Source organism: Pseudomonas sp. S3E12, assembly GCF_001702295.1.
GTDB classification, from domain to species: Bacteria; Pseudomonadota; Gammaproteobacteria; order Pseudomonadales; family Pseudomonadaceae; genus Aquipseudomonas; species Aquipseudomonas marginalis.
Map to the genome: position 1 here is coordinate 251,328 of NZ_MBDT01000016.1, position 24,429 is coordinate 275,756.

At 61.7% G+C, this 24,429-nt stretch carries 22 protein-coding genes and 4 pseudogenes; 10 read left to right on the forward strand and 16 right to left on the reverse strand.

All coding sequences use genetic code 11. The annotated features are described in order from the left end of the window. From BB029_RS14700 to ribBA, 3 genes are all read right to left on the reverse strand, one after another. Positions 1-918: an ABC transporter permease gene (locus tag BB029_RS14700; RefSeq protein WP_065939730.1), complete on the reverse strand. Its 918-nt coding sequence runs from the start codon at positions 916-918 to the stop codon at positions 1-3. Continuing rightward, entirely contained in the window at positions 915-1,940 is a 1,026-nt protein-coding gene (locus tag BB029_RS14705) for an ABC transporter substrate-binding protein (protein ID WP_027603596.1), read from the reverse strand. Before BB029_RS14705 ends, BB029_RS14700 begins: the two co-directional genes overlap by 4 nt. Positions 1,941-2,168: 228 nt before the next feature. Next, positions 2,169-3,278, reverse strand: coding sequence for a bifunctional 3,4-dihydroxy-2-butanone-4-phosphate synthase/GTP cyclohydrolase II (gene ribBA, locus BB029_RS14710; protein ID WP_065939731.1), 1,110 nt, complete (start codon positions 3,276-3,278; stop codon positions 2,169-2,171). 69 nt (positions 3,279-3,347) lie between these two features. Between ribBA and BB029_RS14715 the strand changes: the two genes are divergently transcribed. Beyond that, positions 3,348-3,641 (forward strand): DUF1330 domain-containing protein, encoded by a 294-nt coding sequence (locus BB029_RS14715; protein WP_053139511.1) that lies wholly within the window; start codon positions 3,348-3,350, stop codon positions 3,639-3,641. Between the two features lie 139 nt (positions 3,642-3,780). Here the strand turns inward: BB029_RS14715 and BB029_RS14720 are convergent, their stop codons facing one another. The 6 genes from BB029_RS14720 to BB029_RS14745 form a co-directional block, all read right to left on the reverse strand. Continuing rightward, entirely contained in the window at positions 3,781-4,344 is a 564-nt protein-coding gene (locus BB029_RS14720) for an NUDIX hydrolase (RefSeq protein WP_065939732.1), read from the reverse strand. Positions 4,345-4,346: 2 nt separating this feature from the next. After that, on the reverse strand, positions 4,347-5,099 hold the full coding sequence (locus BB029_RS14725) for a GntR family transcriptional regulator (protein WP_027603600.1): 753 nt from the start codon (positions 5,097-5,099) through the stop codon (positions 4,347-4,349). 129 nt (positions 5,100-5,228) lie between these two features. Beyond that, a complete protein-coding gene (locus tag BB029_RS14730) occupies positions 5,229-5,714 on the reverse strand; it encodes a flavin reductase family protein (RefSeq protein ID WP_027603601.1) in 486 nt (161 codons plus the stop codon). Between the two features lie 12 nt (positions 5,715-5,726). After that, positions 5,727-7,208 (reverse strand): aldehyde dehydrogenase, encoded by a 1,482-nt coding sequence (locus BB029_RS14735; protein WP_065939733.1) that lies wholly within the window; start codon positions 7,206-7,208, stop codon positions 5,727-5,729. Further along, positions 7,205-8,038 (reverse strand): alpha/beta fold hydrolase, encoded by an 834-nt coding sequence (locus tag BB029_RS14740; RefSeq protein WP_065939734.1) that lies wholly within the window; start codon positions 8,036-8,038, stop codon positions 7,205-7,207. The genes BB029_RS14735 and BB029_RS14740 overlap by 4 nt, the downstream gene beginning before the upstream one ends. A 39-nt stretch (positions 8,039-8,077) precedes the next feature. After that, the gene (locus BB029_RS14745) at positions 8,078-8,668 is read right to left on the reverse strand and encodes an amino acid synthesis family protein (protein WP_065939735.1); all 591 of its coding nucleotides are present in this window, start codon (positions 8,666-8,668) and stop codon (positions 8,078-8,080) included. A gap of 254 nt (positions 8,669-8,922) precedes the next feature. Between BB029_RS14745 and BB029_RS32195 the strand changes: the two are divergent. Both BB029_RS32195 and otnI read left to right on the forward strand, forming a co-directional pair. After that, a pseudogene (locus BB029_RS32195) lies at positions 8,923-9,093 on the forward strand (transporter); the annotation flags it as partial. 15 nt (positions 9,094-9,108) lie between these two features. Continuing rightward, positions 9,109-9,894: a 2-oxo-tetronate isomerase gene (otnI, locus tag BB029_RS14750; protein ID WP_065939736.1), complete on the forward strand. Its 786-nt coding sequence runs from the start codon at positions 9,109-9,111 to the stop codon at positions 9,892-9,894. A gap of 648 nt (positions 9,895-10,542) precedes the next feature. Here otnI and BB029_RS14755 read toward each other — a convergent pair. The 4 genes and pseudogenes from BB029_RS14755 to BB029_RS14765 form a co-directional block, all read right to left on the reverse strand. Then, positions 10,543-11,058, reverse strand: a pseudogene (locus BB029_RS14755) (DeoR/GlpR transcriptional regulator); the annotation flags it as partial. Between the two features lie 3 nt (positions 11,059-11,061). Continuing rightward, positions 11,062-11,598, reverse strand: a pseudogene (locus BB029_RS34270) (methyl-accepting chemotaxis protein); the annotation flags it as partial. A gap of 327 nt (positions 11,599-11,925) precedes the next feature. Beyond that, positions 11,926-13,005, reverse strand: a pseudogene (locus BB029_RS34275) (cache domain-containing protein); the annotation flags it as partial. A 144-nt stretch (positions 13,006-13,149) separates the two neighbouring features. Further along, on the reverse strand, positions 13,150-14,040 hold the full coding sequence (locus BB029_RS14765; protein WP_065939739.1) for a bestrophin family protein: 891 nt from the start codon (positions 14,038-14,040) through the stop codon (positions 13,150-13,152). 249 nt (positions 14,041-14,289) lie between these two features. Here BB029_RS14765 and BB029_RS14770 point away from each other — a divergent pair, with 249 nt between their 5' ends. From BB029_RS14770 to BB029_RS14790, 5 genes are all read left to right on the forward strand, one after another. Further along, entirely contained in the window at positions 14,290-15,180 is an 891-nt protein-coding gene (locus BB029_RS14770; protein WP_256558284.1) for a hypothetical protein, read from the forward strand. Continuing rightward, positions 15,165-16,193, forward strand: a complete 1,029-nt coding sequence (locus BB029_RS14775) for a GGDEF domain-containing protein (RefSeq protein ID WP_065939741.1) — start codon at positions 15,165-15,167, stop codon at positions 16,191-16,193. Before BB029_RS14770 ends, BB029_RS14775 begins: the two co-directional genes overlap by 16 nt. Before the next feature lie 122 nt (positions 16,194-16,315). Next, entirely contained in the window at positions 16,316-16,579 is a 264-nt protein-coding gene (locus BB029_RS14780) for a hypothetical protein (RefSeq protein WP_065906106.1), read from the forward strand. Further along, a complete protein-coding gene (locus BB029_RS14785; protein ID WP_065939742.1) occupies positions 16,576-17,331 on the forward strand; it encodes a Fic family protein in 756 nt (251 codons plus the stop codon). The genes BB029_RS14780 and BB029_RS14785 overlap by 4 nt, the downstream gene beginning before the upstream one ends. A gap of 7 nt (positions 17,332-17,338) precedes the next feature. Beyond that, a complete protein-coding gene (locus BB029_RS14790) occupies positions 17,339-17,800 on the forward strand; it encodes a metallophosphoesterase family protein (protein ID WP_065939743.1) in 462 nt (153 codons plus the stop codon). A gap of 8 nt (positions 17,801-17,808) precedes the next feature. Here BB029_RS14790 and BB029_RS14795 read toward each other — a convergent pair whose 3' ends face one another. Then, a complete protein-coding gene (locus tag BB029_RS14795; RefSeq protein ID WP_027603612.1) occupies positions 17,809-18,120 on the reverse strand; it encodes a helix-turn-helix transcriptional regulator in 312 nt (103 codons plus the stop codon). A 78-nt stretch (positions 18,121-18,198) separates the two neighbouring features. Here BB029_RS14795 and BB029_RS14800 point away from each other — a divergent pair, with 78 nt between their 5' ends. Further along, positions 18,199-19,290 carry an NADH:flavin oxidoreductase/NADH oxidase gene (locus tag BB029_RS14800; RefSeq protein WP_065939744.1) on the forward strand — a complete coding sequence of 364 codons (1,092 nt, stop codon included), beginning with the start codon at positions 18,199-18,201 and terminating at the stop codon, positions 19,288-19,290. A gap of 282 nt (positions 19,291-19,572) precedes the next feature. Continuing rightward, positions 19,573-21,699, forward strand: coding sequence for a TonB-dependent siderophore receptor (locus BB029_RS14805; RefSeq protein ID WP_065939745.1), 2,127 nt, complete (start codon positions 19,573-19,575; stop codon positions 21,697-21,699). 62 nt (positions 21,700-21,761) lie between these two features. Here BB029_RS14805 and BB029_RS14810 read toward each other — a convergent pair whose 3' ends face one another. Then, the gene (locus BB029_RS14810; protein ID WP_027603617.1) at positions 21,762-22,484 is read right to left on the reverse strand and encodes a FadR/GntR family transcriptional regulator; all 723 of its coding nucleotides are present in this window, start codon (positions 22,482-22,484) and stop codon (positions 21,762-21,764) included. A 48-nt stretch (positions 22,485-22,532) separates the two neighbouring features. Then, positions 22,533-24,269, reverse strand: coding sequence for an IlvD/Edd family dehydratase (locus BB029_RS14815; RefSeq protein ID WP_027603618.1), 1,737 nt, complete (start codon positions 24,267-24,269; stop codon positions 22,533-22,535). Positions 24,270-24,429: the final 160 nt, after the last annotated feature.

A 24,429-nucleotide genomic window follows, 5' to 3' on the forward strand; every position in this document is an offset into this window, starting at 1 on the left:
TTACCTCGCGTTGCGGGCGCCAACCGGGGATTCCGGCTGAAGCTTCAGGTAGAAGTAGAACAGCACCAGGGTGATGAAGATCAGCAACGCGGCGCCGGCACTGGCCAGGCCCCAATTAAGGAACGATTGCACCTGCTGGATGATGAACTCGGGCAGCATCATGTTCTGCGCACCGCCGAGCAGCGCCGGGGTGACGTAGTAACCGAGGGACATCACGAACACCATCAGGCCGCCGGAGAACAACCCCGGCCGGCACAGCGGCAGGAACACGCGCAAGAAGTTGGTCCACGGGCTCGCGCCGCAGATCGAGCCGGCCTGCAGGATCATCGGGTCGATGGCCTGCATGGTCGCCTGCAATGGCAGCACGATGAACGGAATCATGATGTAGCTCATGCCGATCACCACGCCGGTGAGGTTATGCACCATCTCCAGGGGCACATCGATGATGCCCATGGCCATCAGCGCCTTGTTGATCACCCCGGAGGCTTGCAGCAAGACCAGCCAGGAGTAAGTGCGGGCGAGCAGGCTGGTCCACATCGACAGCAGCACAATATTCAGGATCCAGCGTCCCCAGCCGCGCGGCACCAGGGTGATCGCCCAGGCCAGCGGAAAGCCCAGCAGCAGGCTGAACAGGGTCACCAGGCCCGCCACCGAAAAGGTGTTGAGCAGCACCCGTGCATAGGCCGAGTTGGCGAACAGCTGTTCATAGTTGCCCAGGCCCGGCACTGGCTCCAGCACACCGCGCAGCAGCAGGCCGATCAGCGGCGCCAGGAAGAACAGGCCGAGGAACAGCAGGGCCGGGATCAGGTTGCTCGAGCCCCGCCAGCGCTGTGCCAGGGACGGCGCCCCGGCCTTGGGCGAAACCGCGCCGGCAGCGCCGAGGGCGCTCCCGGTCGGTGTGGTTGCCGTCATTTTCATTTGACTAGCCATTCATTCCACCGTGTCGCAATGGCCGGACCGTTCTTGGCCCAGTAGGCGAAATCGAGGGTGATCTGGTCCTTGACGTAGGCGGTCGGCAGGTTCGGCGCGAGCACCGAATCCAGGCGCTGCACGCTGTCGATGTTCACCGGCGCATAGGCGGTCAGGTTGGAGAAATCCGCCTGGCCCTTGGCGCTGCTGGCGTTGGCGAGGAATTTCATCGCCGCCGCTTTGTTTTTCGAACCTTTAGGCACGACGAGGATATCGGCCATGACCAGGTTCTGCTTCCAGCTCACGCCCACGGGCGCGCCGTCTTCCTGCAGGGCGTGGATGCGACCGTTCCAGAACTGGCCCATGCTGACTTCGCCGGAGGCCAACAACTGTTGCGACTGCGCACCGCCGCCCCACCAGACGATGTCTTTTTTGATGGTGTCGAGTTTCTTGAAGGCGCGGTCCAGGTCCAGGGGGTAGAGCTTGTCGGCCGGGACGCCGTCGGCCAGCAGCGCCAGTTCGAGCACGCCGGGGCTTGGCCATTTGTAGAGGGCGCGTTTGCCGGGGTAGGTCTTGGTGTCGAACAGCGCGGTCCAGTCCTGGGGCTTGCCGGCGCCGAGCTTGCCTTCGTTGTAGCCGAGCACGAAGGAGAAGAAGAACGAGCCCACGCCATGGTCGGAGACGAAGCGCGGGTCGATCTTGTCGCGCTGGATCACCGAGAAGTCGAGGGGTTCGAGCAGGCCTTCGGCGGCGGCGCGCAAGGCGAAGTCGGCCTCGACATCCACCACGTCCCACTGCACGTTGCCGCTTTCGACCATGGCCTTGAGTTTGCCGTAGTCGGTGGGGCCATCCTGGACCACGGTAATGCCGCTGGCCTTGCTGAACGGGTCGGCCCAGGCCTGCTTCTGCGCATCCTGGGTGCTACCGCCCCAGCTCACGAAATTGACGCTTTCGGCCGCCATGGCCGCGTGAGTGGCCGTGGCCAATAAACCCGCGAACAGCACCGCGGTTGCACGTTTGTTCAACACCATTTTCACGCCCTCATTTGTTTTGTTATTGAGCGGGCTTGGTAATGCCCGCCTATCGGGAGCAGTAGGTCCATCGGGGGCCTCTAATCGAGACCCCAAAAGGCGACCGTGCCAAGGGCTGTTATTGGTGCTCTCCCTGGCGGGCGCACTTGGCGGAAGCGTTCGGTCTATGGAATATCATATTATGGTATTCCAAACTTTGTGCAAGCATTTTGCCTTACCGGTTATCCGTCATTCGGTGAAGGGAATGCTCTCGACCACCTCCAGGTCGTAGCCGGTCAGCCCGGCATATTTGAGGGGCGGGCCGAGGTGACGCAGTTTGCCGACGCCGAGGTCTTGCAAGATCTGCGCCCCGGTGCCCACTTCGGAATAGATGCGCGACTGCGAACGGTTGAACTGGCGCGGTGCCTGGGTCAGTTGCGGCACGCGTTCGAGCAGCGCCTGGGACGACTCATGGTTGGCCAGCACCACCACCACGCCGCTGCCTTCAGCGGCGACACGTTGCAAGGCCGCCCACAGCGTCCAGTTGGACGGGCCGCTGTAGTCGGCACCGACCAGGTCGCGCAGCGGGTCGATCACATGCACGCGCACCAGCGCCGGGGTATCGCGGCGCAACTGGCCCATCACCATTGCCATGTGCACGCCGCCGTCGATGCGGTCTTCAAAGGTGATCAGGCGGAATGTGCCGTGCACCGTGGGCAGGTCGCGTTCGCCGATGCGCACCACGGTGCGTTCGGTGCTGAGGCGGTAGTGGATCAGGTCGGCGATCGTGCCGATCTTGATGCCGTGCTTGCGCGCGAAGATTTCCAGTTCCGGACGGCGGGCCATGGTGCCGTCGTCGTTCATCACTTCGACGATCACCGACGCCGGGGTGTGCCCGGCCAGGCGCGCCAGGTCGCAGCCGGCTTCGGTGTGGCCGGCGCGGGTCAACACGCCGCCGTCCTTGGCGCGCAACGGGAAGATATGCCCCGGCTGCACGATATCGGCCGGTCCGGCATTGCTGTCGACGGCCGCTGCCACGGTGCGTGCGCGGTCGGCGGCGGAGATGCCGGTAGTCACGCCGCTGGCGGCTTCGATGGACACGGTAAACGCGGTGCTGAACACGCTGCCGTTGCTCGGCACCATCTGTTCCAGGCCGAGGCGCTGGCAGTGTTCGTCGGTGAGGGTCAGGCAGATCAGGCCACGGGCTTCGCGGGCCATGAAACTGATAGTCTCGGCGGTGCAGCAGGCCGCAGGCAGCAACAGGTCGCCTTCGTTTTCCCGGTCTTCGTCGTCCACCAGGAGCACCATCTTGCCTTGGCGGTAGTCTTCGATGATGTCTGCGATGCTGTTGAAGGACATGGAGAGTGCTCGATTTGTTGGTTGTATGTATTATGGTATACCACAAAAACTCAACAATAGGATGTCACGATGAAGGCCTACTGGATTGCCCATGTGGATGTGTCCGATGCCGAGCAATACACGCAGTACACCCAGCGCGCGCCGGCGGCGTTTGCAAAGTTTGGCGGGCGGTTCCTGGCCAGGGGCGGGCGCAGCGAGGCGATGGAAGGCGGGCCGGCACGGCAGCGTAATGTGGTGATTGAGTTTGAGAGCTATGAGCAGGCGGTAGCGTGTTATGAGTCCGCTGAATATCAGGAGGCGAAGGCGCACCGTGAAGGGGCGGGGGTGGCGCAGATCATCATCGTGGAAGGGCTGGCGCCCTAGGTCATCAGGCCGAACATGGGCCAAATGTGGGAGGGGGCTTGCTCCCGATAGAGGTCTGTCAGCTACAAGGATGCTGACTGATACACCGCTATCGGGAGCAAGCCCCCTCCCACATTTTGATCCGTGTTTGGCCGTGCGGTCAGCGGATGAAATGAATCTTGCCGCTGTCATCGTTCCCGATATAGATGCCATACACCCCAGCCTGGCGTTCCTCGATATACCGCTCGAGAATCTGCCGGATCGCCGGGTAGTAGATGCTCTCCCAGGGAATCTCCTCGGGCGCGAAGAACGTGTAGTCGAGGGTTTCCGGGCCGAACTGGCCGGTGATCTCCAGCGCGATGGCGCGGAAGATGATGTAAACCTCGCTGATTTTCGGCACGCTGAAGATCGAGTAGGGCGATACGATCTCGGCGCGTACGCCGCTTTCTTCCCAGACTTCACGCAACGCCGCCTGCTCGGTGGTTTCGCCACCTTCCATAAAGCCGGCAGGCAAGGTCCAGGTGCCCGGGCGGGGCGGGATCGCCCGTTGGCATAGCAGGTATTTGCCGTCCTGCTCGATGATGCAGCCGGCGATGATCTTGGGATTGATGTAGTGGATATAGCCGCAGCCCCGGCACATCAGGCGCTCATGGGTATCGCCCGGTGGCAGCTGGTGACCGAGGTCACTGCCGCCGCATGTCGGGCAAAAGCTGGGGCTGGCCAAGGTCAGTGACCTATGCGCGGTTCTTTCAGCGCGATGGGCAGGGTGATTTCCGGAATCTTGCCGGTTTCTTCCTGTTTGCGCTTGAGGTAGTCCAGGGCCACGGCGGCGGCCGCACGCACGTGATCGACGCAGGCCTGGTGGGCCGCCAGCGGGTCGCCGCTCTTGATCGCCTGGACCATGCGTTCCATTTCCTGGTTACTGGTGCCGCGACGGTTTTCCTGGGACACCGAGGTGGCGCGCAGGTAGCTGATGCGCGCTTGCAGCTGGCGCAACTGGGTGGCCGCCACATGGTTGCCCGAACCTTCGAGCAGCACGTCGTAGAAGCCCTGGACCGAGTCGATGACCTGTTGCAGTTCACCGTCCTTGAGGGCCTTGCGGTTTTCTTCCAGGGCTTTTTCCAGGGCCTTGATGTCCTTGGCCTTGGCGCGCAGAGTGAACAACTGCACGATCAAGCCTTCGAGTACGCAGCGCAGTTCATAGATGTCGACGGCGTCGGCCAGGGTGATGATTGCCACCTGCGGGCCCTTGGCATCGGCGAATTCCACCAGGCCTTCGGACTCCAGGTGACGCAAGGCTTCGCGTACCGAGGTGCGGCTGACGCCGAGGCGGTCGCACAGGTCGCGCTCCACCAGGCGGTCACCGGGCAGCAGTTGGAAGTTCATGATGGCGCTGCGCAGTTTTTCCAGCACGATTTCGCGCAGGGTGACCGGGTTGTGATTGACCTTGAAGCTGTCGTCGAGGGGCGCGCGTTTCATGGGGTCTGCTCTGAATGTGGCGGTTAACTGGAGGCCTCGGCCGGCCGGGGCCGATTGAGGGCCGAAAATCGTGCCCAAGTTTATCATGCTGCGTTCCTTAAGCGACAAACCCTCACGCCCCCGCGCGCCTCAGGCCAGGGCCGGCAGCGGGCCCAGCTTGCCCTTGTGGTAGATCATCGGCGTGACCGGCTCCTTGGGCAGGATCAGGTTCTTTACCGCGCCGACGATGATCGCGTGATCGCCGCCGTCGTATTCGCGCCACAGTTCGCACTCGATGATCGCCGTGGCCTTGGCCAGCAGCGGGTTGCCCAACTCGCTCAGGTGCCACTCGATACCCTTGGCCTTTTCCTTGCCTTTGCTGGCGAAAGCATAGGCCTCGGCGGTCTGGTCGGCGGACAGCAAGTGGATCGCGAAGCGCTTGCTGTCGCGCAGGATCGGGTAGGTGTCCGACCCATAGTTGGGGCAGAACAGCACCAGCGCCGGGTCGATCGACAGCGCGCTGAACGCACTGGCGGTGATGCCGACGATGCCGCCGTCCGGGTCGAGGGTGGTGACCACCGTGACGCCGGAAGGGAATGAGCTCATGACGTCTTTGTAAATGCCGGGTTCGATCATGGTCGGGGTCTCTTAACGCATCACGAAAGGGTCAGGCATGGGCGCCTGGGAGAGGTTGATCCACACCGTCTTCAGCTCGGTGTAGGCGAGCACCGAATCGATGCCGCTTTCACGTCCGTAGCCGCTGTTCTTGAAGCCGCCGATAGGCGCCATCGCCGACACGGCGCGGTAGGTGTTGACCCAGATGATCCCCGAGCGCACGTCCCGCGCCAGGCGGTGGGCGCGGCCAAGGTCGCGGGTCCAGATGCCGGCGGCGAGGCCGAATTGCGAGTCGTTGGCGATGGCCAGCGCTTCGGCTTCGTCCTTGAAACGGATGACCGAGGCCACCGGGCCGAACACTTCTTCCTGCATGATCTTCATCGAGTTGCTGTCGCACTCGAACAAGGTCGGCTCATAGAACCAGCCCCCACCGAGGTTCTGCGGGCGTTTGCCGCCGGTGCGCAGGCGCGCGCCTTCAGCGATGGCGTCCGCGACCAGGCCTTCGACCACGGCCAGTTGCTGCGCGGTGGCCATGGGGCCCATTTCGCTGGCGTCGTCCTGGGGGTTGCCGATGCGGATGCGCTGGGCGCGAGCCACCAGGCGCTCAACGAATTCGTCGTAGATTTCATCCTGCACCAGCAGGCGCGAGCCGGACACGCAGCTCTGCCCGGACGCCGCGTAGATCCCGGCAATCGCACCGTTGATGGCGCTGTCGAGGTCGGCGTCGGCAAAGATGATATTGGGTGACTTGCCGCCCAGTTCCAGGGACAGCCTGGCGAAGTTCTCCGCACTGCTGCGCACCACGTGGCGGGCCGTGGCCGCGCCGCCGGTGAAGGCGATCTTGCGCACCAGTGGGTGGCGGGTGAGGGCGGCGCCGGTGCTGGGGCCGTAGCCGGTGACCACGTTGACCACGCCCGCTGGGATCCCGGCTTCAAGGGCCAGGCGCGCGAGTTCGAGGATGGTCGCCGAGGCGTGTTCCGACGGTTTGATCACGATGGTATTGCCCGCCGCCAGGGCCGGCGCGAGTTTGATCGCGGTCAGGTACAGTGGGCTGTTCCACGGAATGATCGCGGCGACCACGCCCATGGCTTCGTGCACGGTGTAGGCGAACAGGTCGGGCTTGTCCAGCGGCAGGGTACCGCCTTCGAGCTTGTCGGCCAGGCCGGCGGTGTAGTGGAAAAACTCCGGCAGGTAGCTGACCTGGCCACGGGTTTCGCGGATCAACTTGCCGTTGTCGCGGCTTTCGAGCTGGGCCAGTTGCTCCTTGTTCTCGGCGATCAGCTCACCCAGGCGGCGCAGCAATTTGCCCCGTGCGGTGGCGGTGAGGCCACGCCAGGCCGGGCTGTCGAAGGCGCTTTGCGCGGCCTGCACGGCGCGCTCCACATCGGCTTCATCGGCGTCGGGCAGTTGCGCCCAGGGTTCGGCCAGGGCCGGGTTGAGGCTGTCGAAAGTCTTGCCGGACAGGGCATCGACCCATTCACCGCCGATGCACATCTGGAAGCGTGCGAGTGTCATGCAACGATCCCCTTGATTGGATTGTTTTGGGCGTACACCGTGTCGAGGAAGCCCAGCAGCAGCTGGTTGACCAGGCGTGGCGATTCTACCGGCATCATATGCCGTTGCTCGGCCAGCACCGCAACGGTGGCGCCGGGAATACGATCGGCCAGTTGCCGGGCCATTTCCGGGGTTGAGCCGGGGTCGAGTTCGCCGGTGGCGACCAGGGTCGGTACGCGCAAGCCCTTGAGGTCGTCGGCGCGGTACATGTCCTGGGTCGCAAACAGTTCGTAGGTGGTCAGGTAGCCCTGGGGGTCGTTGCCCGCCAGGGTTTCACGCAGGGCGGCGATCTGCGCCGGGTTGGCCGCCTGGTATTCACGGCTGAACCAGCGCGACAGCGCGGCTTCGGCATTCGCATCCGGGCCGTGTTCGGCGGCCTGGGCGGTGCGTGCGATCACGCCGGCGCGCTGTTCCGGGCTGCGATTGAACACACTGTTGAGCACTACCAGGGATGTGAGGCGCTCGGGATAGTGCAGGGCAAACGCCCGGGAGACCAGGCCGCCCATGGAAAAACCGATCACCGTGGCCTGGGGCAATTGCAGGTGGTCGAGCAGCTCCAGCAACTGGTCGGCATACCCCAGCAGCGGCGTGCCGGCGGCCGGACGCGGGCTGGCGCCATGGCCGAGCATGTCATAGGTGATCACGCGGTAATTCGTGGCCAGGCCAACGACTTGCCCGCCCCACATTTCTTTATTCAGGCCCACGCCGTGGATCAAAACCACAGGCTGGCCTTGGCCGGTCGCCAGATAACTGGTGCCAGCCGGGGTGCGTTCAGCGGTGAGCCGAATCATGGAGCGCTCCTGCATGCTTTTTGTTTTGGCCGGTCTTGCTTACTGGGCTTTTTCAGCGGCCAGCTCTTCCAGGTCGATATAGCGGTTGCCGATACGAGGGTGCAGGCGGCCGCCATCGGCGCAGCCCAATACCACGACGATTTCATCGGCGCGCGGCGAATCCTCGATGTGCATTTCCAGGGTGATGTAGTGCGAACGCAGGCCTTCGTCGTCCTTGTGCATCATCGGGATCTGGATCGAGGTGCCAGGGCCGCCGCGCTTGTTGGTGAAGCTCAGGTAGCTCTTGGCCTTGACCGCTTCACGGTAGTGATTGCCGAAGCGCAGGGTATGGATGATCGCGCTCGCGTGTTCGATCTCGCCATCGGCCCCGACCACGGCAGCCTTGCCATACGCCTCGATGTTTTCGGCGCCGCCAATGATGCCCACCAGGCGCTCGACCATCAGTGCGCCGAGGTCGGAGCAATTGGCCCGGATTTCCGGCTTGAGGTCTTCGACGAAGCCACGACCCAGCCATGGGTTCTTCAGCACCACGGCGAGGCCGACCATCTTCACCGGGGTGTCCGCGGCCTTGCCGCCTTCGATAAAGGTTTCTTCTACGTAGCTGACGATCTTGCGGATTTCGAAACTCATGAGCGGCTCCATCAGGTGTGGGGGAGTGGATTGCGTATGATGGTATACCATAATACGTAAAGCACAAGGGTCGCAAATGAGTTTGCGTGGGGGACGGCGATAAGGGGTGAGGCTGAGGTTTTCTCGGATCAATGTTAAAAAATGTCAGATTGAAAAAATAATTAACATGATCCGTTCATTGGTGAGTGATCGATCCCAGCTCAAACGCGGCTCGCCGGTGTGGTGTCAGCCGCCGTTTTCCTCATGAGTACCCCATGAATAGTGGCGGGCTGGCTATGTCCCATATCAACGATGTCGGCTACTGGATCTTCATCAAACTTGCCGGGCTTAACGTGGCCGACGGTTTGCGCACGTGGGCGGTGATCACCACCTTGCTCGGCACCTTGGGTTTCGTGATTACATTGTTGATCTGGCCTTTTGTCTGATTTCCAGGAGTTCCTATGCCTCGTTTTGCTGCCAACCTGAGCATGCTGTACCCGCAACATGACTTTCTCGAGCGTTTCAGTGCCGCGAAGGCCGATGGTTTTGAAGCGGTGGAGTACCTGTTTCCCTACGAGTACGACGCGCAGGTGCTCAAGCAGCGCTTGAGTGATAACGACCTGGTGCAGGCGTTGTTCAACGCGCCGCCCGGTGACTGGGCGGCGGGGGAGCGGGGCATCGCGAGCCTGCCGGGGCGTGAAGCCGAGTTTCGCAGTGGCTTCGAGCGCGCGTTGGAATACGCCGCCGTGCTCGGCAACCACCGCGTGCATGTCATGGCGGGGCTGTTGCCATCGGAATCCCTGCGTGAGCGCCATCACGCCGTGTACCTGGAAAACCTCGCCTACGCCAGCGCGGCGGCGGCCAAGGTCGGCGTCACCGTGTTGCTGGAACCGATCAACACCCGCGACATGCCGGGGTTTTTCCTCAATCGCCAGGACCAGGCCCACGCCATCTGCCGAGAGGTCGGCGCGCGCAACCTCAAGGTGCAGTTCGACTGCTACCACTGCCAGATCGTCGAAGGCGACTTGGCCACCAAGCTGCGCCGCGACTTTGACGGCATTGGCCATATCCAGATTGCCGGGGTGCCGGACCGTCACGAGCCTGACCTGGGCGAGCTGAACTACGGGTTCCTGTTCGAACTGATGGACCAGTTGGGCTACGACGGCTGGGTCGGCTGCGAATACCGGCCAAAGGCCGATACCTCGGCGGGCCTGCAATGGTTGTGGGACTGGAAAGCGGCTCGGTAGTCGACAGAGCCTCTGTGTCGGTTCGGTTCAAATGTGGGAGGGGCGGTGCGACGATTCGACTTGCCCCCGATAGCTGTGTGTCAGCCAACACACCTGCCAACCCTGCCGCCGCCATCGAAGCCTCACTAAAGCTCGACATCTCCCACAGGGGACCAGCGGTGATCATGAGATCTACAGCCGGGCAACTTCCCACCTGCCGACCTCAATCAAATGTGGGAGGGGGCTTGCCCCGATAGCTGTGTGTCAGCCAGACACCTGCCAACCGTGCCGCCGCCGTCGAAGCCTCGCTAAAGCTCGACATCTCCCACAGGGGACCAGCGGTGAACATGAGATCTACAGCCGGGCAACTTCCCACCTGCCAACCTCAATCAAATGTGGGAGGGGGCTTGCCCCCGATAGCTGTGTGTCAGCCAACACACTTGCCAACCGTGCCGCCGCCATCGAAGCCTCGCTAAAGCTCGACATCTCCCACAGGGGACCAGCGGTGACCATGAGATCTACAGCCGGGCAACTTCCCACCTGCCGACCTCAATCAAATGTGGGAGGGGGCTTGCCCCCGATAGCTGTGCGTCAGCCAAGACACCTGCCAACCGTGCCACCGCCATCGAAGCCTCGCTAAAGCTCGACATCTCCCACAAAGGAAGGGCATCAGGCCGGCAACGGATCACCCGGCAGCATCCATTCAATCCCGCGCGTGCGGATGCCATCTGCCGCTGCCGGCGCCAGGGCGTCGTCGCTGATGATCACGTCGAACGGTTCCAGCCCGGCGATGCGGTACATGCTGAAGGTGCAATATTTGGAGCTGCTCGCCACCAACACCACCTGGGACGCCGATTGCATCGTCACTTGCTTGACCTCGACTTTCAGCGCCGAGGGGGTGGTGATGCCTCGGTGCAAGTCCCAGGAGCTGATGGACACAAAGGCGATGTCCGTTACCACCTGGCGCAGGGTCGCCACGGCCAGCCCGCCGACGGAAGAATGGTTGTCATGGTCCAGTTGGCCGCCGGTGTGGATCACCGTGACCTGCGTCGCATCCATCAGGGCCTGCACGATCCCGAAGTCGTTGGTGACTACCGTCATCCCCGATAGCGCCTTAATAGCAGTGGTTGGGTAAGAGGCGGGGAGTGCGAGGCTATCAGTAGCCAATACACGTCCCCGCAGGCGACCCTAGAACTTGAACCGCCCCACCAACCCCTTGAGCTGACCGGAAATATCCGTCAACCGCCCCGATCCGGTCTGCGCCGAGTGGGCAAAGCCTTCGACCAGTTGCGCATCGGCATGGATCTGCGCGATGTGCCGGTTGATCTCTTCGGCCACCTGGTGCTGTTCTTCGGCCGCGGTGGCGATCTGGGTGTTCTGGTCGCGGATCGAGTCCACCGAGCCTTGGATCTTGTCGAAGCTGTCGCGGGCCTGCTGGATGCGTTCCACGCTGGTGTGGGATACGAGCAGGCTGCCCTGCATCTGCTGGGTGACTTCCTGGGTGCGGCGGGCGAGGTTGCCCAGCAGGCTGTCGATTTCACCGGTGGAGTCGGCAGTGCGGCGTGCCAGGGCGCGGACTTCGTCGGCGACCACGGCAAAACCGCGGCCCTGGTCACCGGCGCGCGCGGCTTCAATCGCGGCGTTGAGCGCCAGCAGGTTGGTCTGTTCGGCGATCGAGCGGATGGTGTCGAGGATGGTGTTGATGTTCTGGCTGTCCTGCTCCAGCAACTGCATGGTCTGGGTCGACTTTTGCAGGTCTTCGCTGAGCTTGAGCACGCTGCCGGTGGCTTCGCCGATATGCTGCTGGCCATTGTGCACGTCGCGGTAGCCTTCGTCGGCACTCGCGGCGGCGGCGCTGCAGGAACGCGCGACCTCGTTGGCGGTGGCCACCATTTCGTTGAACGCGGTGCTTACCAGCTCCACGGCTTCACGTTGGCGCCCGGCGGCCTGGTTCATGTTGTTGGCGACTTCGCTGGTGTCGGCGGCGGCGGTTTGCAGGTCGGAAGAGGCGTTGCCGATGCGCTGCACCAGTTGCGCGATCATGCTCAGGAACTGGTTGAACCAGCCCGCCAGGCTGGCGGTTTCGTCCTTGCCTTGCACCTTGAGTTGGCGCGTCAGGTCGCCTTCGCCTTCGGCAATCTCCTGCAGGCCGTCGGCCACCCCGCGAATCGGGCGCACGATCACGCTGGCAAAGCTGGCGCCGACAATCGCGAACACCACGGCCAGGACGGCGGCAATCGCGGCGATCAACCATGTGAGGCTGGTGGCGCCGGCCATGACTTCATCGCGTTTGATGAGGCCGATAAAGCGCCAGCCCAAATCCTTGGAGCTGACCACGTTGGCCATGTAGGCCACGCCGTTGATGTCGACCTGGGTCACGCCGTCGCCGCGCTTGGCCAGTTCGGCGTAGTTGGGGCCCAGGTCGGCCATCGGCTTGAAGTTGTGCTTGGCATCGCTGGGGTCCACCAGCACGTTGCCGTTGGCTTCCACCAGCATCAGGTAGCCGCTGTCGCCCAGCTTGATGTTGCGCACCAGTTCGGTGAGCTGCTTGAGCGACACGTCCAGGCCGACCACGCCGAGGATATTGCCGGTGGCGTCGGCGACGGTGTGCACGGTGCCGATCAGCACCACGTCGTCCGGTGCCCAGTAATAGGCGCCGGTGCGCACGGTAGCACCTGGCGCGGCGATGGCGGCCTTGTACCAGGGGCGTACGCGTGGGTCGTAGTTGTTCAGTTTGGTGTCGTCAGGCCAGCTGGCATAACCGCCGTCGGCGAGGCCCAAGGACAAGTAGGCGGTGCTCGGGTGGCTCTTGGCGAACTGATCGAAAATCGCCAGCAGGTCTTTGTTGGTCTGGGTCAGGGGGATTTGCGCGGCGTCGGCGCCGGCGTAGCTCTTGAGGTCCTTGGCCGCGACAACGCGCGGGTCCTTGGCCACAAAGTCGACGTTCTGGCTGATGCCATCGAAAAACTGCTTCATGCCGTTGTCGATCTGACGGATCTCGCGACCGCTGCTGTCGAGGAAATTGGCCAGGGCCCCCTCGCGCAAGTTCAGCACAACCATAACGGCCACCAGGATGACTGGCAGGCACGCGATAGCGGCAAACGCCCAGGTCAACTTTTGCTTGATATTCATGACTTCACCCGCGGGTATTTATATTTTTGGCAAGGAGAAAACAGTGGCGTCGAGCGTCGCATGTGTTGTTTTGAGGGGATGTGGCCCATGCGTACTCCCTTTGTATCGACTGCGGGAGCACGCACTTTAGGCCGAAGGGCGTGTTTATCCGATGCGCTCGCCACCCAGCGCATCACGCTGCATCGATTGCAGGTTTTTCTCGATGGTTTCGCAGATGGCTTCCATCTGGATCTGGTGTTCGCTGGAGCGGAACGGGCTTTGCAGGTCGGTGCCGATGCGTTCGATGGCCAGCAGCATAAAGCCCACCACGGTGGACGCCAGCGGGGTGAACCAGCCCAGGGATTCCACCAGGCCCACGGGTACGATCAGGCAGAACAGCGAGATAAACAGGCGTGGGAAATACACGTAAGGGTAGGGCAGTGGCGTGTTGGCGATCCGCTCCATGCCGCCCTGGGCATTGGACAAATCCACCAGGGTCGACTCCAGCCGTGCCAGGCGAATGCTGTCCAGGTGCCCTGCCTTGTATTCCCTGGCCAGCAACGCCGCCGAGCCGGTGAGGATGTCATTGGCGAAATTATTGGTGGCGCCGTTGCGGGCGAATTCCTCGGAGGGGATAAAGGCGCGTACTTCATCAGGGCACGGCTCGCCCTTGAGGTGCGCAGCCAGGCAATTCACATAGGCCACATGGCGGCGCAGCAGGGTGGCCTTGACCGGGTTCACTTCGCCGTCGGGGTCGTCCAGCAGGGTCAATACCTGCCGCGCGAAGCTGCGTGAATTGTTGACCATCGCGCCCCATAGCGTACGGGCCTCCCACCAGCGGTTATAGGCGCTGCTGTTGCGAAAGCTGATGAGCACGATCAGTGCCGAGCCCAGCAGGGTGAGGGGCATCAGCGGCAAATTGATCTTGGCGGTGAGGAACAGCATGAAGTCCACGGTGACGGCGACGTCCCACAGCAACAGCCAGAACAGCGACCAGCCCACATAGCCCATGGTCTTGATGATCAGGCGGTACTTTTTGATGATGGCGGCTTTCAAACGACAACCTCGCGGCGAGCGGTAGGCAACAGTGCCTTAGCTCGGACGCCGGCTTGCGGGGAAGGTTCGCCGCGGCGACTGAAACGGTTAAGCCGCCTGGGTTTTTTGGAACAATTTTGGTAACGACGATGTCCCCTGAGCTAATCACGATAGATTGCGCTCAAGGCAAAACGCCATTACCGGTGCTGCAATTGAGATCAGTGAATCCAAGTTGTTTGATCAGGGCTCTTTCTCATGTGCAGTGGTTCGTTGAAGCTGGCGATTGAACAGTCGGCGCGGGCGTTTGAGCGCCATGTGGATTTTGACGGGTGTATTCGTACCCATTATTCGGCTCTGCTGGAGTGCTATTCAAAAAGACCGTTTTTCTACAAGACGGCACTGAAGTTCAGTCGCTTGATGGTGTCCTTTACGTTATTGAGTACGTATTTCGCCAAGCCGGTCCCCTTGCTGTCCGAGGTGAAAGCGTTTTGTGTGGCGCGCGGGTTCTGTTCGCGAAACAGCCTGGAGTCGATCTTCCTGCTGTTCAGGGCGCTGGGGTTCATGACGGTGTCGAGGCATCCGGACGACAGCCGTCTGCGGCTGTTCAGCCCATCGTCCCAAGCCTGCGCGGAGATCAGGCCGATGCTCACGTCCGTGGTCGAGCCGCTGGGCGTGATGTGCCCCGAACCCGCGGTGTGCGCCTCAATGGCCGGGTTGGATGATCGCGCCTATCTGGCCCGGTATTTCAAAGGGTTTTCGGTGCTTCTCTGCCGTAACCTGAGCATTGACCTGTTGATGCCCGATTGTTATTGGCTGGTAAAGCGCGATGCCGGGCATATGTTGATGCTGGCGATCTATAACGATGCGTGTGCGCGGGATAATCAGGGCGCAAGTTTCAGGTCTTCGTCCTACCTTTCCATCGCTGAGCAACTTTCGGTGTCCAAGACCCACGTCATTCGTCTGGTGCAAGAGGGGGCCGAGCGGGGCTATTTCAAGATTCATTCCAAGACGCAGCTTGAAGTCCTGCCACCTTTTGTCGTGCTGGTAAGACGGTTCATGGCCTATTCGTTTGCGATTTGCCTGCACAGTCTTCAACTGAGTCATGCCGATGACACACCGGCCACGCATTCACAGGGAGTGACGGGATGCCGGCAAATGTGAAACTCAGGCCACGGATGCAGAGGCTGTTGTCGCCTGCCATCGCCCAGGCCGAACTGATCGGGATTTTCGCCTGGCTGGCGGTGTTGCTGGTGGATCGTGGGGGAATGTTCGGCTGGCCGGTGGTGCTGGTCACGCTGGGGCTGTGCGTGGTGTATGGGGTTCACCGGATGGTGACGCATTATGTGCTGTGGCGGGCCCTCGGCGGGTTCTACATGGTGCTGCTGTCCGCAGGTTTTGCCTATGTGGTGCACACCCGCCCCGCGTTGCAGGTGTTCGCCTTGCCGCTGGCCGTAACCTTGGTGATGAGCAGCGCAATCCTGTTTATCGTGGTCCAGGATTTTCTGGTCTGCGCCGCCCTGGTCTGGTTACTGACGTGGCCCAACATTCAGCTGAGCCTTTATGACGGCGTCGACACCTATGTGTTTATTTTTTGTGCGGCGTCGGTGTCGATCGGCTTTATCTTGAATGTCTACTACCTGAAAAACCTGCGCTCCGTGTTACTGGTCGAGAGTGAGTTTCGGGAATTGGCCGAGACGGATTACTTGACCTCCATCCTGAACCGGCGCGCCTTTATGGAGGGCTTCGCCAAACTGATTGCGGCCGGTGATACCGGTTACTTCATGATGTTGGATATCGACAGTTTCAAATTGAAGAATGACCAGTTCGGCCATGATGTCGGCGACCGGATTCTCTGCGCCATGGCCGCGTGCCTGAAATCCACCCCCGGCAGCCACAGTTTCGGCAGGATTGGCGGCGAGGAATTCGGCGTGCTGCTGCTGGTCGATGACCCCGATCTCGCCACCGATTACGCGCTGCGCCTGCTGCAAGCGATCCGCTGCAGTGTCGCGCCGCCCCATCACTACACCTGCAGTGCGGGCATGACGTGCTTTACGGCCGGGGCCGATATGTCGGCGGTCCTCAAGCGTGCCGACCGCAATCTCTACGCCTCCAAGGGCAATGGCAAGGACCGCGTGTATCTGGATGGCGCGCTGGTCTGCCAGGGAGCGACTTAGCTCGAACGCCGGCTTGCGGGGACGGTTCGCCCTGAACCAGAAACGTTTAAGTGACGTGCGCTTCGGTTGAAGTGGGAGGAGGGCGCCATGCTATGCTCTGGAGGCTAATTGAGGGATTTCAGATGACTAAAACAGCCGATATCAGTATTGCCAGCCATGTGCGCCGCCTGGCCAGGGCTCATCATGTTACCGCTGAGCGTGATGGCATAAGCCGAATGGCTGCTGCGATTACCAGCCTGGCTGGTGATGTGGTCGAGCTGGATGGTGTGGAGCAACTGTTGGTCAATCTCAAGAGGAAGGGTGTTCTGAGTAAATCGGAAACCCTGGCGCTTCAGGGCAGTTACCTCAAAGAGAAGCGGCGCTCCAAGAAGAAGCTAAGCGCATGAATTTTGATCCCTTCGGCGATTTTGAGACCGATGGGTACCTTCAAAATGCTCTACAGCTTAAAGATCCCATCGAAGTAAAAGAGTCAGAGCATCTATCGTTCGAACTGAGTATGGAAGACGCGCTTCGATACTTGGCCCAAAAAAAAAGTATCGATTACTCGTCCGTACTCAAAGTGCACGAGATCCTGTTCTCGGATTTTTATCACTGGGCGGGTAAGGATCGAACTGAGCTTGTTCCACATCTTGCCGTTTTCAAAGGTTCTCAAGACGATCCACACCATACCCCGTTTGAGCATCCGGCATCGATCAAGCTCTCCGTCGACTATGCATTTGAACTGGCGTCGAACAAGAAGCGCTTTAGGGATCGCTCTGGTGACGTCATGGGCCAGTTGGCATTCGCGCATCCTTTTCTCGATGGCAATGGGCGCACGATTCTGCTTGTTTTCATGGAGCTTTGTTATCGAGCCAAGTTCGCCATTGAATGGTCAAAAACCAACAAGGATGATTACCTCCGGGCACTCAGTGCGGAAATCAAAGAGCCGTTTAAAGGGCATCTGAATGATTACCTGCAGCCCTTCGTGGTCGATATTGCACATCGTGATGAATGGCCAGGAATGATAGGTGGCCTAAAAGGTCTGGATGGGCTTGATAAGGAAAGGATTACCTACGAAAGCCTTGATAATCCTGAGGTTCAAAAGATTTACACAACCTACAGAGCGCAGTCGCTCGCTGCGCCTTCATCCGAAAAATAGGACCACGATGTCCAGAGTTGGCGTGATTTCCGACACCCACGGCCTGCTGCGCCCTGAGGCTGTCGCTGCCTTGCAGGGATGTGAGCAGATCATCCATGCCGGCGATATCGGCAGCCCTGAGATTCTTCAGCAATTGGCACAGATCGCGCCCCTGCATGTGGTGCGTGGCAACAATGACCAGGACGCGGCGTGGGCGGAGCTGGTGCCCGACCATCTGATGCTGGAGGTGGACGGATGGCGGACGTTGGTGGTGCATGATATCGCCGACGTACCCGCCTTACTCGACACGTCTACTCGGCTGGTGATCACCGGCCATTCGCACAAGCCCCTGATCGAATGGCGGGGCGCAACACTGTACGTAAACCCCGGCAGTGCAGGGCGGCGGCGCTTCAAATTGCCGGTGACGTTGGCGGTGCTGGACGTGCGGGACATGACGATCGAGTCGCGGCTGATCGCGCTGCTGGACTGATCCGGCTTTTATCGTTGCGTCAGGATGCTCTGCAACAATCCCGGAAACCGTTCCTCAAGCACCTCGCCGCGCAATGAATTCATGTGGGTAGTGCCCACGCTGCGGGTGTGGACCAGGCCGGCATCGCGCAGGACCCGGAAGTGGTGGGACATGCTGGACTTGGGGCGCCCGCCGTCCAGTTCGCCGCAACTGGCCTCGGGCACGCCGGCCAGGCAGCGGACAATCTCCAGGCGCACCGGATCACTCAGAGCGTACAGCAGGCGCTCGAGGGTCAGGTCTTCCGGGGTGGGGTGTTTAAAGGCTCGCATGAAACGAATCATAACAGGGGGCTATCATCGAATACCATAGTTCGATTACCATCGAACTATCGAATCATCCACTCGCTCCCGGAGTTCTCAATGTCCGCTTTGTTCGAACCGTTCACACTCAAAGACGTCACCCTGCGCAATCGCATCGCCATCCCGCCGATGTGCCAATACATGGCCGATGACGGCATCGTCAACGACTGGCACCTCGTGCACCTGGCCAGTATGGCCCGGGGCGGCGCCGGTTTGCTGGTGGTCGAAGCCACCGCTGTCGCGCCTGAGGGGCGTATCACCCCAGGTTGCGCCGGTCTGTGGAGCGACGCCCACGCCGAAGCGTTCGTGCCCATGGTCAAGGCCATCAAGGCCGCCGGCTCGGTGCCAGGCATCCAGATCGGCCACGCCGGTCGCAAAGCCAGCGCCAACCGCCCGTGGGAAGGGGACGACCACATACCTGTCTCCGATGCGCGCAGCTGGGAAACCATCGCACCGTCGGCCATCGCCTTCGGTGCCAACCTGCCGCAAGTGCCACGGGCCATGACCCTGGACGACATCGCTCGGGTCAAGCAGGACTTCGTCGACGCCGCCCGCCGTGCCCGTGACGCCGGCTTCGAATGGATCGAACTGCACTTCGCCCATGGCTACCTGGGCCAGAGCTTCTTCTCCGAGCATTCCAACCAGCGCACCGACGCCTACGGTGGCAGCTTCGACAACCGCAGCCGTTTCCTCCTGGAAACCCTCGCTGCCGTGCGCGAGGTCTGGCCGGAAAACCTGCCGCTGACCGCACGTTTTGGCGTGATCGAATACGACGGCCGTGACGAACAGACCCTGACCGAATCCATCGAACTGGCCCGCAACTTCAAGGCCGGCGGCCTGGACCTGCTGAGCGTCAGCGTCGGTTTCACCATCCCCGACACGAATATCCCGTGGGGTCCGGCCTTCATGGGTCCGATCGCCGAGCGCGTGCGCCGCGAAGCCGGCATCCCGGTGACCTCGGCCTGGGGCTTTGGCACGCCGCAACTGGCGGAAGGTGCGTTGCAGGCTGGGCACCTGGACCTGGTCTCGGTCGGTCGTGCGCACCTGGCTGACCCGCATTGGGCGTACTTTGCGGCCAAGGAGCTGGGCGTGGAGAAATCCTCCTGGACCTTGCCGGCGCCTTACGCCCATTGGTTGGAGCGGTATCGCTGATCGGATCCACTTCTAACGTTGTATAAAAATCCAAGTGTGGGAGGGGGCTTGCCCCCGATAGCGGTAGACCAGTCGATGTTGCTGTGATTGATACACCGATATCGGGGGCAAGCCCCCTCCCACATTTGCCTCGCGTCCAATTTCCTACAGATCGATACAAAGCTGTTACCTGAAAAATAGTGAATGAGAATAGATGTCAAACGCGAATGACTTGGTATACCATTCCCGCGTTTTTTGGCAGGTTTGCCGCCCCATCTGGCTCATTCACTAGGTTCAACATCCATGCGTCGTACCCTGATTTCCCTCTGCGTGCTTCAGGCGTTTTCCCCGTTTACCTGGGCCGAGGTTGTCCCTGCCGACAAGGCCAGTCTTGAGCTGCAAGCCACCAATGTCACCGGCGAGGCGGACTACGAGACGGCGCAAGGGCCGGTCAAGGGCTACCACGCCACACGTTCGGCGAGTGCGACGCGCACCGACACCTCGATTCATGAAACCCCGCAGTCCATCAGCGTCGTGTCCAAGGATGTGGTCGAAGACATCGGCGCCACCCGTTTGCAGGACGCCCTGGACTACGCCGGCGGCGTCGGCCGTGCCAACAACTTTGGCGGGCAGGGGCTCACCACCTTCACCGTACGTGGCTTTACCACCGGCGAGTTCTACCGCAACGGTTTCCCGATCAACCGGGGCTACCCGAACATGCCGGACGCCAACACCATCGAACGTCTCGAAGTGCTGCGCGGCCCGGCAACCATGCTGTATGGCCGTGGCGACCCTGGCGGCACCTTCAACGTGGTCTCCAAGCAACCGCTGGCCGAGCCGACCGTGACCCTCGGCAGCCAACTGGATGACCAGGGCATGCAGCGCGCCACCCTCGACGCTTCCGGCCCGTTGGACGAACAAGGTCGCCTGGCCTATCGCCTGAACGTGGTGGGCGAGGGCGGTGACACCTTCCGTGACCATGTCGAAACCGAACGCTACGGCGTGACCCCGGTGATCACCTGGCAGGCCAGCGATGACACCAAGGTGATCTTCGAAGGCGACTTCATGCGCAACAACCACCCGCTGGACCGTGGCCTGACGCGCTACCCCAATCAAAAAGGCACCGCCTCGCGCGACACCTTCTGGGGTGAAAAAGACGCCGGCAAACTGCACAACGACAACAGCATGGCCCAGCTGCGTTTCGAGCACCTGCTCAATGACAGCTGGACCCTGGGCGGTGGTTTCCAATGGCTGGACGGCACCTTGCAAGGCAATGCCATTGAAGCCAACGGCCTGGCCGCCGACGGTCGCACCCTGGGCCGCAACTTCAACTACCGCAAACTGGAGTGGACCGACAAGGACACCCAGCTCAACCTCACCGGGCATTTCTCCACCGGTGGTTTCGACCACACCTTGCTCACCGGCGTCGAGTTCGAAGACTACGACTATAAGTCGATCATCCAGCGCTCCAGCGGCGCAGTGGGTGCTTATTCAATCGACATCTTCAACCCGGTCTACGGCCAGGCGCGCCCGAACCTCACGCGCACGCCGACCCACGACAAGGAAAACCTCAAGACCTACGCGGCCTTCGTGCAGGATCAGGTGGCCCTGACCGAGCGCCTTAAAGTCCTTGCCGGCGCACGCTTCGAGCGCTTCGAGCACGACTACCACACCTACGTGCCGGGCGGTAAAAGCTGGGAAGCCAGCGACAACGCCGTCACCCCACGCGTGGGCGTGATCTACGACCTCACCGACACCGTCGCGGTCTACGCCGACGCCGCACGTTCGTTCAAGCCCAACACCGGCGCCAGTCGCCAGGGCGGTGGTTTTGAGCCGGAGAAAGGCAAATCCTACGAGATGGGCATCAAGTGGGAAGCCCTGGACCGTCAACTCAGCGTCGACGCTGCGATCTACCAGATCGAGAAGAAAAACGTGCTCACCACCGACCCTCTCGACTCCACCTTCAGCGTCGCCGCCGGCCAGGTGCGCAGCCGTGGTTTCGACCTGAACGTGGCGGGCAATATCACCCCCGAGTGGCGTGTGATCGGTGGCTACGCCTACGTGGATGCCGAAGTGACCAAGGACAACACCCTGCGCAGCGGCACGCGCTTGCTGAACATCCCGCGTAACAGCTTCAGCCTGCTCAACGTCTACGAGTTCCAGGACGGCGCCCTCAAGGGCCTGGGCCTCGGCGCGGGTGGCAAGTATGTGGATGAACGGGCCGGGCAGACCTCCAACAACGCCTTCTCGATGGACGCCTACACCGTGGTCGACCTGCTCAGCTACTACAAGGTCAACGACAAGGTGCGGCTGAACCTGGACGTGAAAAACCTGTTTAATCGAGAGTATGAAGAAGGTGCGTTCGGCAATGTGTACGCCTACCCAGGTGAACCGCGCACGGTGCAGGTAGGGATCGCCTACACCCTCTAACAGCCTGCACAGCTTCAATGTGGGAGGGGGCAAGCCCCCTCCCACATTTGACTGCGTTTACATTACAACGGCGTCAGCACATTCATCACCGTATCCAACGCCACTCGCGTGTCATCCAACTGCACCAGCGACGCATGCCGCGCGCCGAGGGCGTCGCGGTTCTGGATCGCGGTGAGGATCGCCTTGTGCCGGGGCAGGCTCAGGCCCTGGATGTCCGGGCGGCGGTTGGTGATGTTGATCGACTCGCGCAGCGGCAACGACAGCATGTTGCACATATAGGCGAGCAGGTCGTTACGGGTGGCGTCGGCGATGGCGCGGTGGAAGTCCAGGTCGGCCTGCAGCAGCTGTTCGTGGGTCTGCGCGGTTTCCATGCCCTGATAGGCTTTTTCGATGGTGGCGATGTCTTCATCGGTGGCGGTGGTCGCGGCCATGGCGGCGATCTCCGGCTCGAGGATGCGCCGCACACCGGCCAGGGTATTGAAGAACTCACTGTGGGGCGTGGACTGCATCAACCAGGACAATACGTCCGGGTCGAGCAGGTGCCACTTCAAGCGCGGCCGCACCACCGCGCCCACCCGCGGCTTGGAATACACCAGGCCCTTGGCGCTGAGCACCCGGGTCGCCTCGCGCAACACCGAACGGCTGACCTTGTACTCCTCGCACAGCGTGGCCTCCATGGGCAGCCGTTCTTCGGGCTTGAAGCGACCTGAAACGATGTGCATACCCAAGTCCTGAACGATCTGGGCATGCATGCTCTTGCGCGGCTTGGACGGCTGGTGATCCATAACGACAGGGATGCTCCGACTTAAATTCGCGGCATCATAGCATCCCAATTAGTGGGAATGCCGGGGGACTTCAGCCCCTCGGCAACCCACCAGGAAGTCAAAGTCGCAACCCTGGTCGGCCTGCAGCACATGGTCGATATACAGCTGGCGGTAGCCGCCGACGATCAGGTTCTGCGGCGGCTTCAGGTCGGCCATGCGCGCCGCCAGCTCTGCGTCGGGGATGTCCAGGTGCAGGCGACCGTTGGCGCAGTCGAGTTCGATCCAGTCACCTTCCTTCACCGTGGCCAACGGTCCGCCGGCCGCGGCTTCCGGCGCCACATGCAAGACCACGGTGCCGTAGGCAGTACCGCTCATGCGCGCATCGGAGATCCGCACCATATCGGTCACGCCCTGGGCCAGCAGTTTGGCTGGCAAGCCCATGTTGCCGACTTCGGCCATGCCTGGGTAACCCTTGGGCCCGCAGTTTTTCATGACCAGGATCGAGTTGGCGTCCACGTCCAGTTCCGGGTCGTTGATGCGCGCCTTGTACATGTCGAAGTTCTCGAACACCACCGCACGGCCGCGATGCTGCATCAGCTCGGCGCTGGCCGCCGACGGCTTGAGCACCGCGCCCAATGGCGCCAGGTTGCCGCGCAGCACGCAGATGCCGCCGTCGGCGCGGATCGGGTTGTCGAGGGTGCGGATCACTTCGTCCTGGCCGTAGATCGGCGAGTCCTTGGTGTTCTCGCCGAGGGTCTTGCCGTTGACGGTCAAGGCGTTCGGGTGCGGGATCAGGTTGGCTTCACCCAGGCGGCGCAGCACGGCGGGCAGGCCACCGGCATAGTAGAACTCTTCCATCAGGAAGCGCCCGGACGGTTGCAGGTCGACGATGGTCGGCATGCCGCGACCGATGCGGGTCCAGTCGTCCAGGTCGAGCTCGACGCCGATGCGCCCGGCGATGGCTTTCAAGTGGATCACGGCGTTGGTCGAACCACCGATGGCGGCGTTCACGCGGATGGCGTTTTCAAACGCTTCCTTGGTGAGGATCTTCGACAGCTTCAAGTCTTCGCGCACCATCTCCACCGCACGCATGCCGGACATGTGGGCCAACACATAACGCCGCGCATCCACCGCCGGGATCGCCGCGTTGTGGGGCAGGGAGGTGCCCAGTGCCTCGGCCATGCAGGCCATGGTCGACGCGGTGCCCATGGTGTTGCAGGTGCCCGCCGAGCGCGACATGCCACCTTCGGCCGCGAGGAAATCGTCCAGGGTAATGGTGCCGGCCTTGACCTGTTCGCTGAGCTGCCACACCACGGTGCCGGAGCCGATGTCCTGGCCCTTGTGCTTGCCGTTGAGCATCGGCCCGCCAGTGACCACGATGGCCGGCACGTCGCAACTGGCGGCGCCCATCAGCAGGGCCGGGGTGGTTTTGTCGCAGCCGGTCAGCAGCACCACACCGTCAATCGGGTTGCCGCGAATCGCTTCCTCCACGTCCATGCTCGCCAGGTTACGGGTGAGCATGGCGGTGGGGCGCAGGTTGGATTCGCCGTTGGAGAACACCGGGAATTCCACCGGGAAGCCACCGGCCTCGATCACGCCACGTTTGACGTGCTCGGCGATCTGGCGGAAATGCGCGTTGCACGGGGTCAGCTCCGACCAGGTATTGCAGATACCGATGATCGGCTTGCCATGGAACTGATGGTCGGCGATGCCCTGGTTCTTCATCCAGCTGCGGTACATGAAGCCGTTTTTGTCGGCGGTACCAAACCACTGGGCGGAGCGTAGGCCGGGCTTTTTATCAGACATGATCGATTCTCTTATTGTATGACTATATGTTCTATGCGTGCTTAAACATAAGCGCAAAATCGATGCTTTGGAAGAGTTGTTTTGCAAATAGTCCTACTATATAGTCTGGCTTAACTGAGGTATGACCCTGGCGGATTTCCGCGAGAGGCGTCCCCCGAGC

Coding starts and splice junctions, on each gene's coding strand:
- BB029_RS14700 (WP_065939730.1), bottom strand. CDS start 918: ATGAAAATGACGGCAACCACACCGACCGGGAGCGCCCTCGGCGCTGCC.
- BB029_RS14705 (WP_027603596.1), bottom strand. CDS start 1,940: ATGGTGTTGAACAAACGTGCAACCGCGGTGCTGTTCGCGGGTTTATTG.
- ribBA (WP_065939731.1), bottom strand. CDS start 3,278: ATGTCCTTCAACAGCATCGCAGACATCATCGAAGACTACCGCCAAGGC.
- BB029_RS14715 (WP_053139511.1), top strand. CDS start 3,348: ATGAAGGCCTACTGGATTGCCCATGTGGATGTGTCCGATGCCGAGCAA.
- BB029_RS14725 (WP_027603600.1), bottom strand. CDS start 5,099: ATGAAACGCGCGCCCCTCGACGACAGCTTCAAGGTCAATCACAACCCG.
- BB029_RS14730 (WP_027603601.1), bottom strand. CDS start 5,714: ATGATCGAACCCGGCATTTACAAAGACGTCATGAGCTCATTCCCTTCC.
- BB029_RS14735 (WP_065939733.1), bottom strand. CDS start 7,208: ATGACACTCGCACGCTTCCAGATGTGCATCGGCGGTGAATGGGTCGAT.
- BB029_RS14740 (WP_065939734.1), bottom strand. CDS start 8,038: ATGATTCGGCTCACCGCTGAACGCACCCCGGCTGGCACCAGTTATCTG.
- BB029_RS14745 (WP_065939735.1), bottom strand. CDS start 8,668: ATGAGTTTCGAAATCCGCAAGATCGTCAGCTACGTAGAAGAAACCTTT.
- otnI (WP_065939736.1), top strand. CDS start 9,109: ATGCCTCGTTTTGCTGCCAACCTGAGCATGCTGTACCCGCAACATGAC.
- BB029_RS14775 (WP_065939741.1), top strand. CDS start 15,165: ATGCCGGCAAATGTGAAACTCAGGCCACGGATGCAGAGGCTGTTGTCG.
- BB029_RS14780 (WP_065906106.1), top strand. CDS start 16,316: ATGACTAAAACAGCCGATATCAGTATTGCCAGCCATGTGCGCCGCCTG.
- BB029_RS14785 (WP_065939742.1), top strand. CDS start 16,576: ATGAATTTTGATCCCTTCGGCGATTTTGAGACCGATGGGTACCTTCAA.
- BB029_RS14790 (WP_065939743.1), top strand. CDS start 17,339: ATGTCCAGAGTTGGCGTGATTTCCGACACCCACGGCCTGCTGCGCCCT.
- BB029_RS14795 (WP_027603612.1), bottom strand. CDS start 18,120: ATGATTCGTTTCATGCGAGCCTTTAAACACCCCACCCCGGAAGACCTG.
- BB029_RS14800 (WP_065939744.1), top strand. CDS start 18,199: ATGTCCGCTTTGTTCGAACCGTTCACACTCAAAGACGTCACCCTGCGC.
- BB029_RS14805 (WP_065939745.1), top strand. CDS start 19,573: ATGCGTCGTACCCTGATTTCCCTCTGCGTGCTTCAGGCGTTTTCCCCG.
- BB029_RS14810 (WP_027603617.1), bottom strand. CDS start 22,484: ATGGATCACCAGCCGTCCAAGCCGCGCAAGAGCATGCATGCCCAGATC.
- BB029_RS14815 (WP_027603618.1), bottom strand. CDS start 24,269: ATGTCTGATAAAAAGCCCGGCCTACGCTCCGCCCAGTGGTTTGGTACC.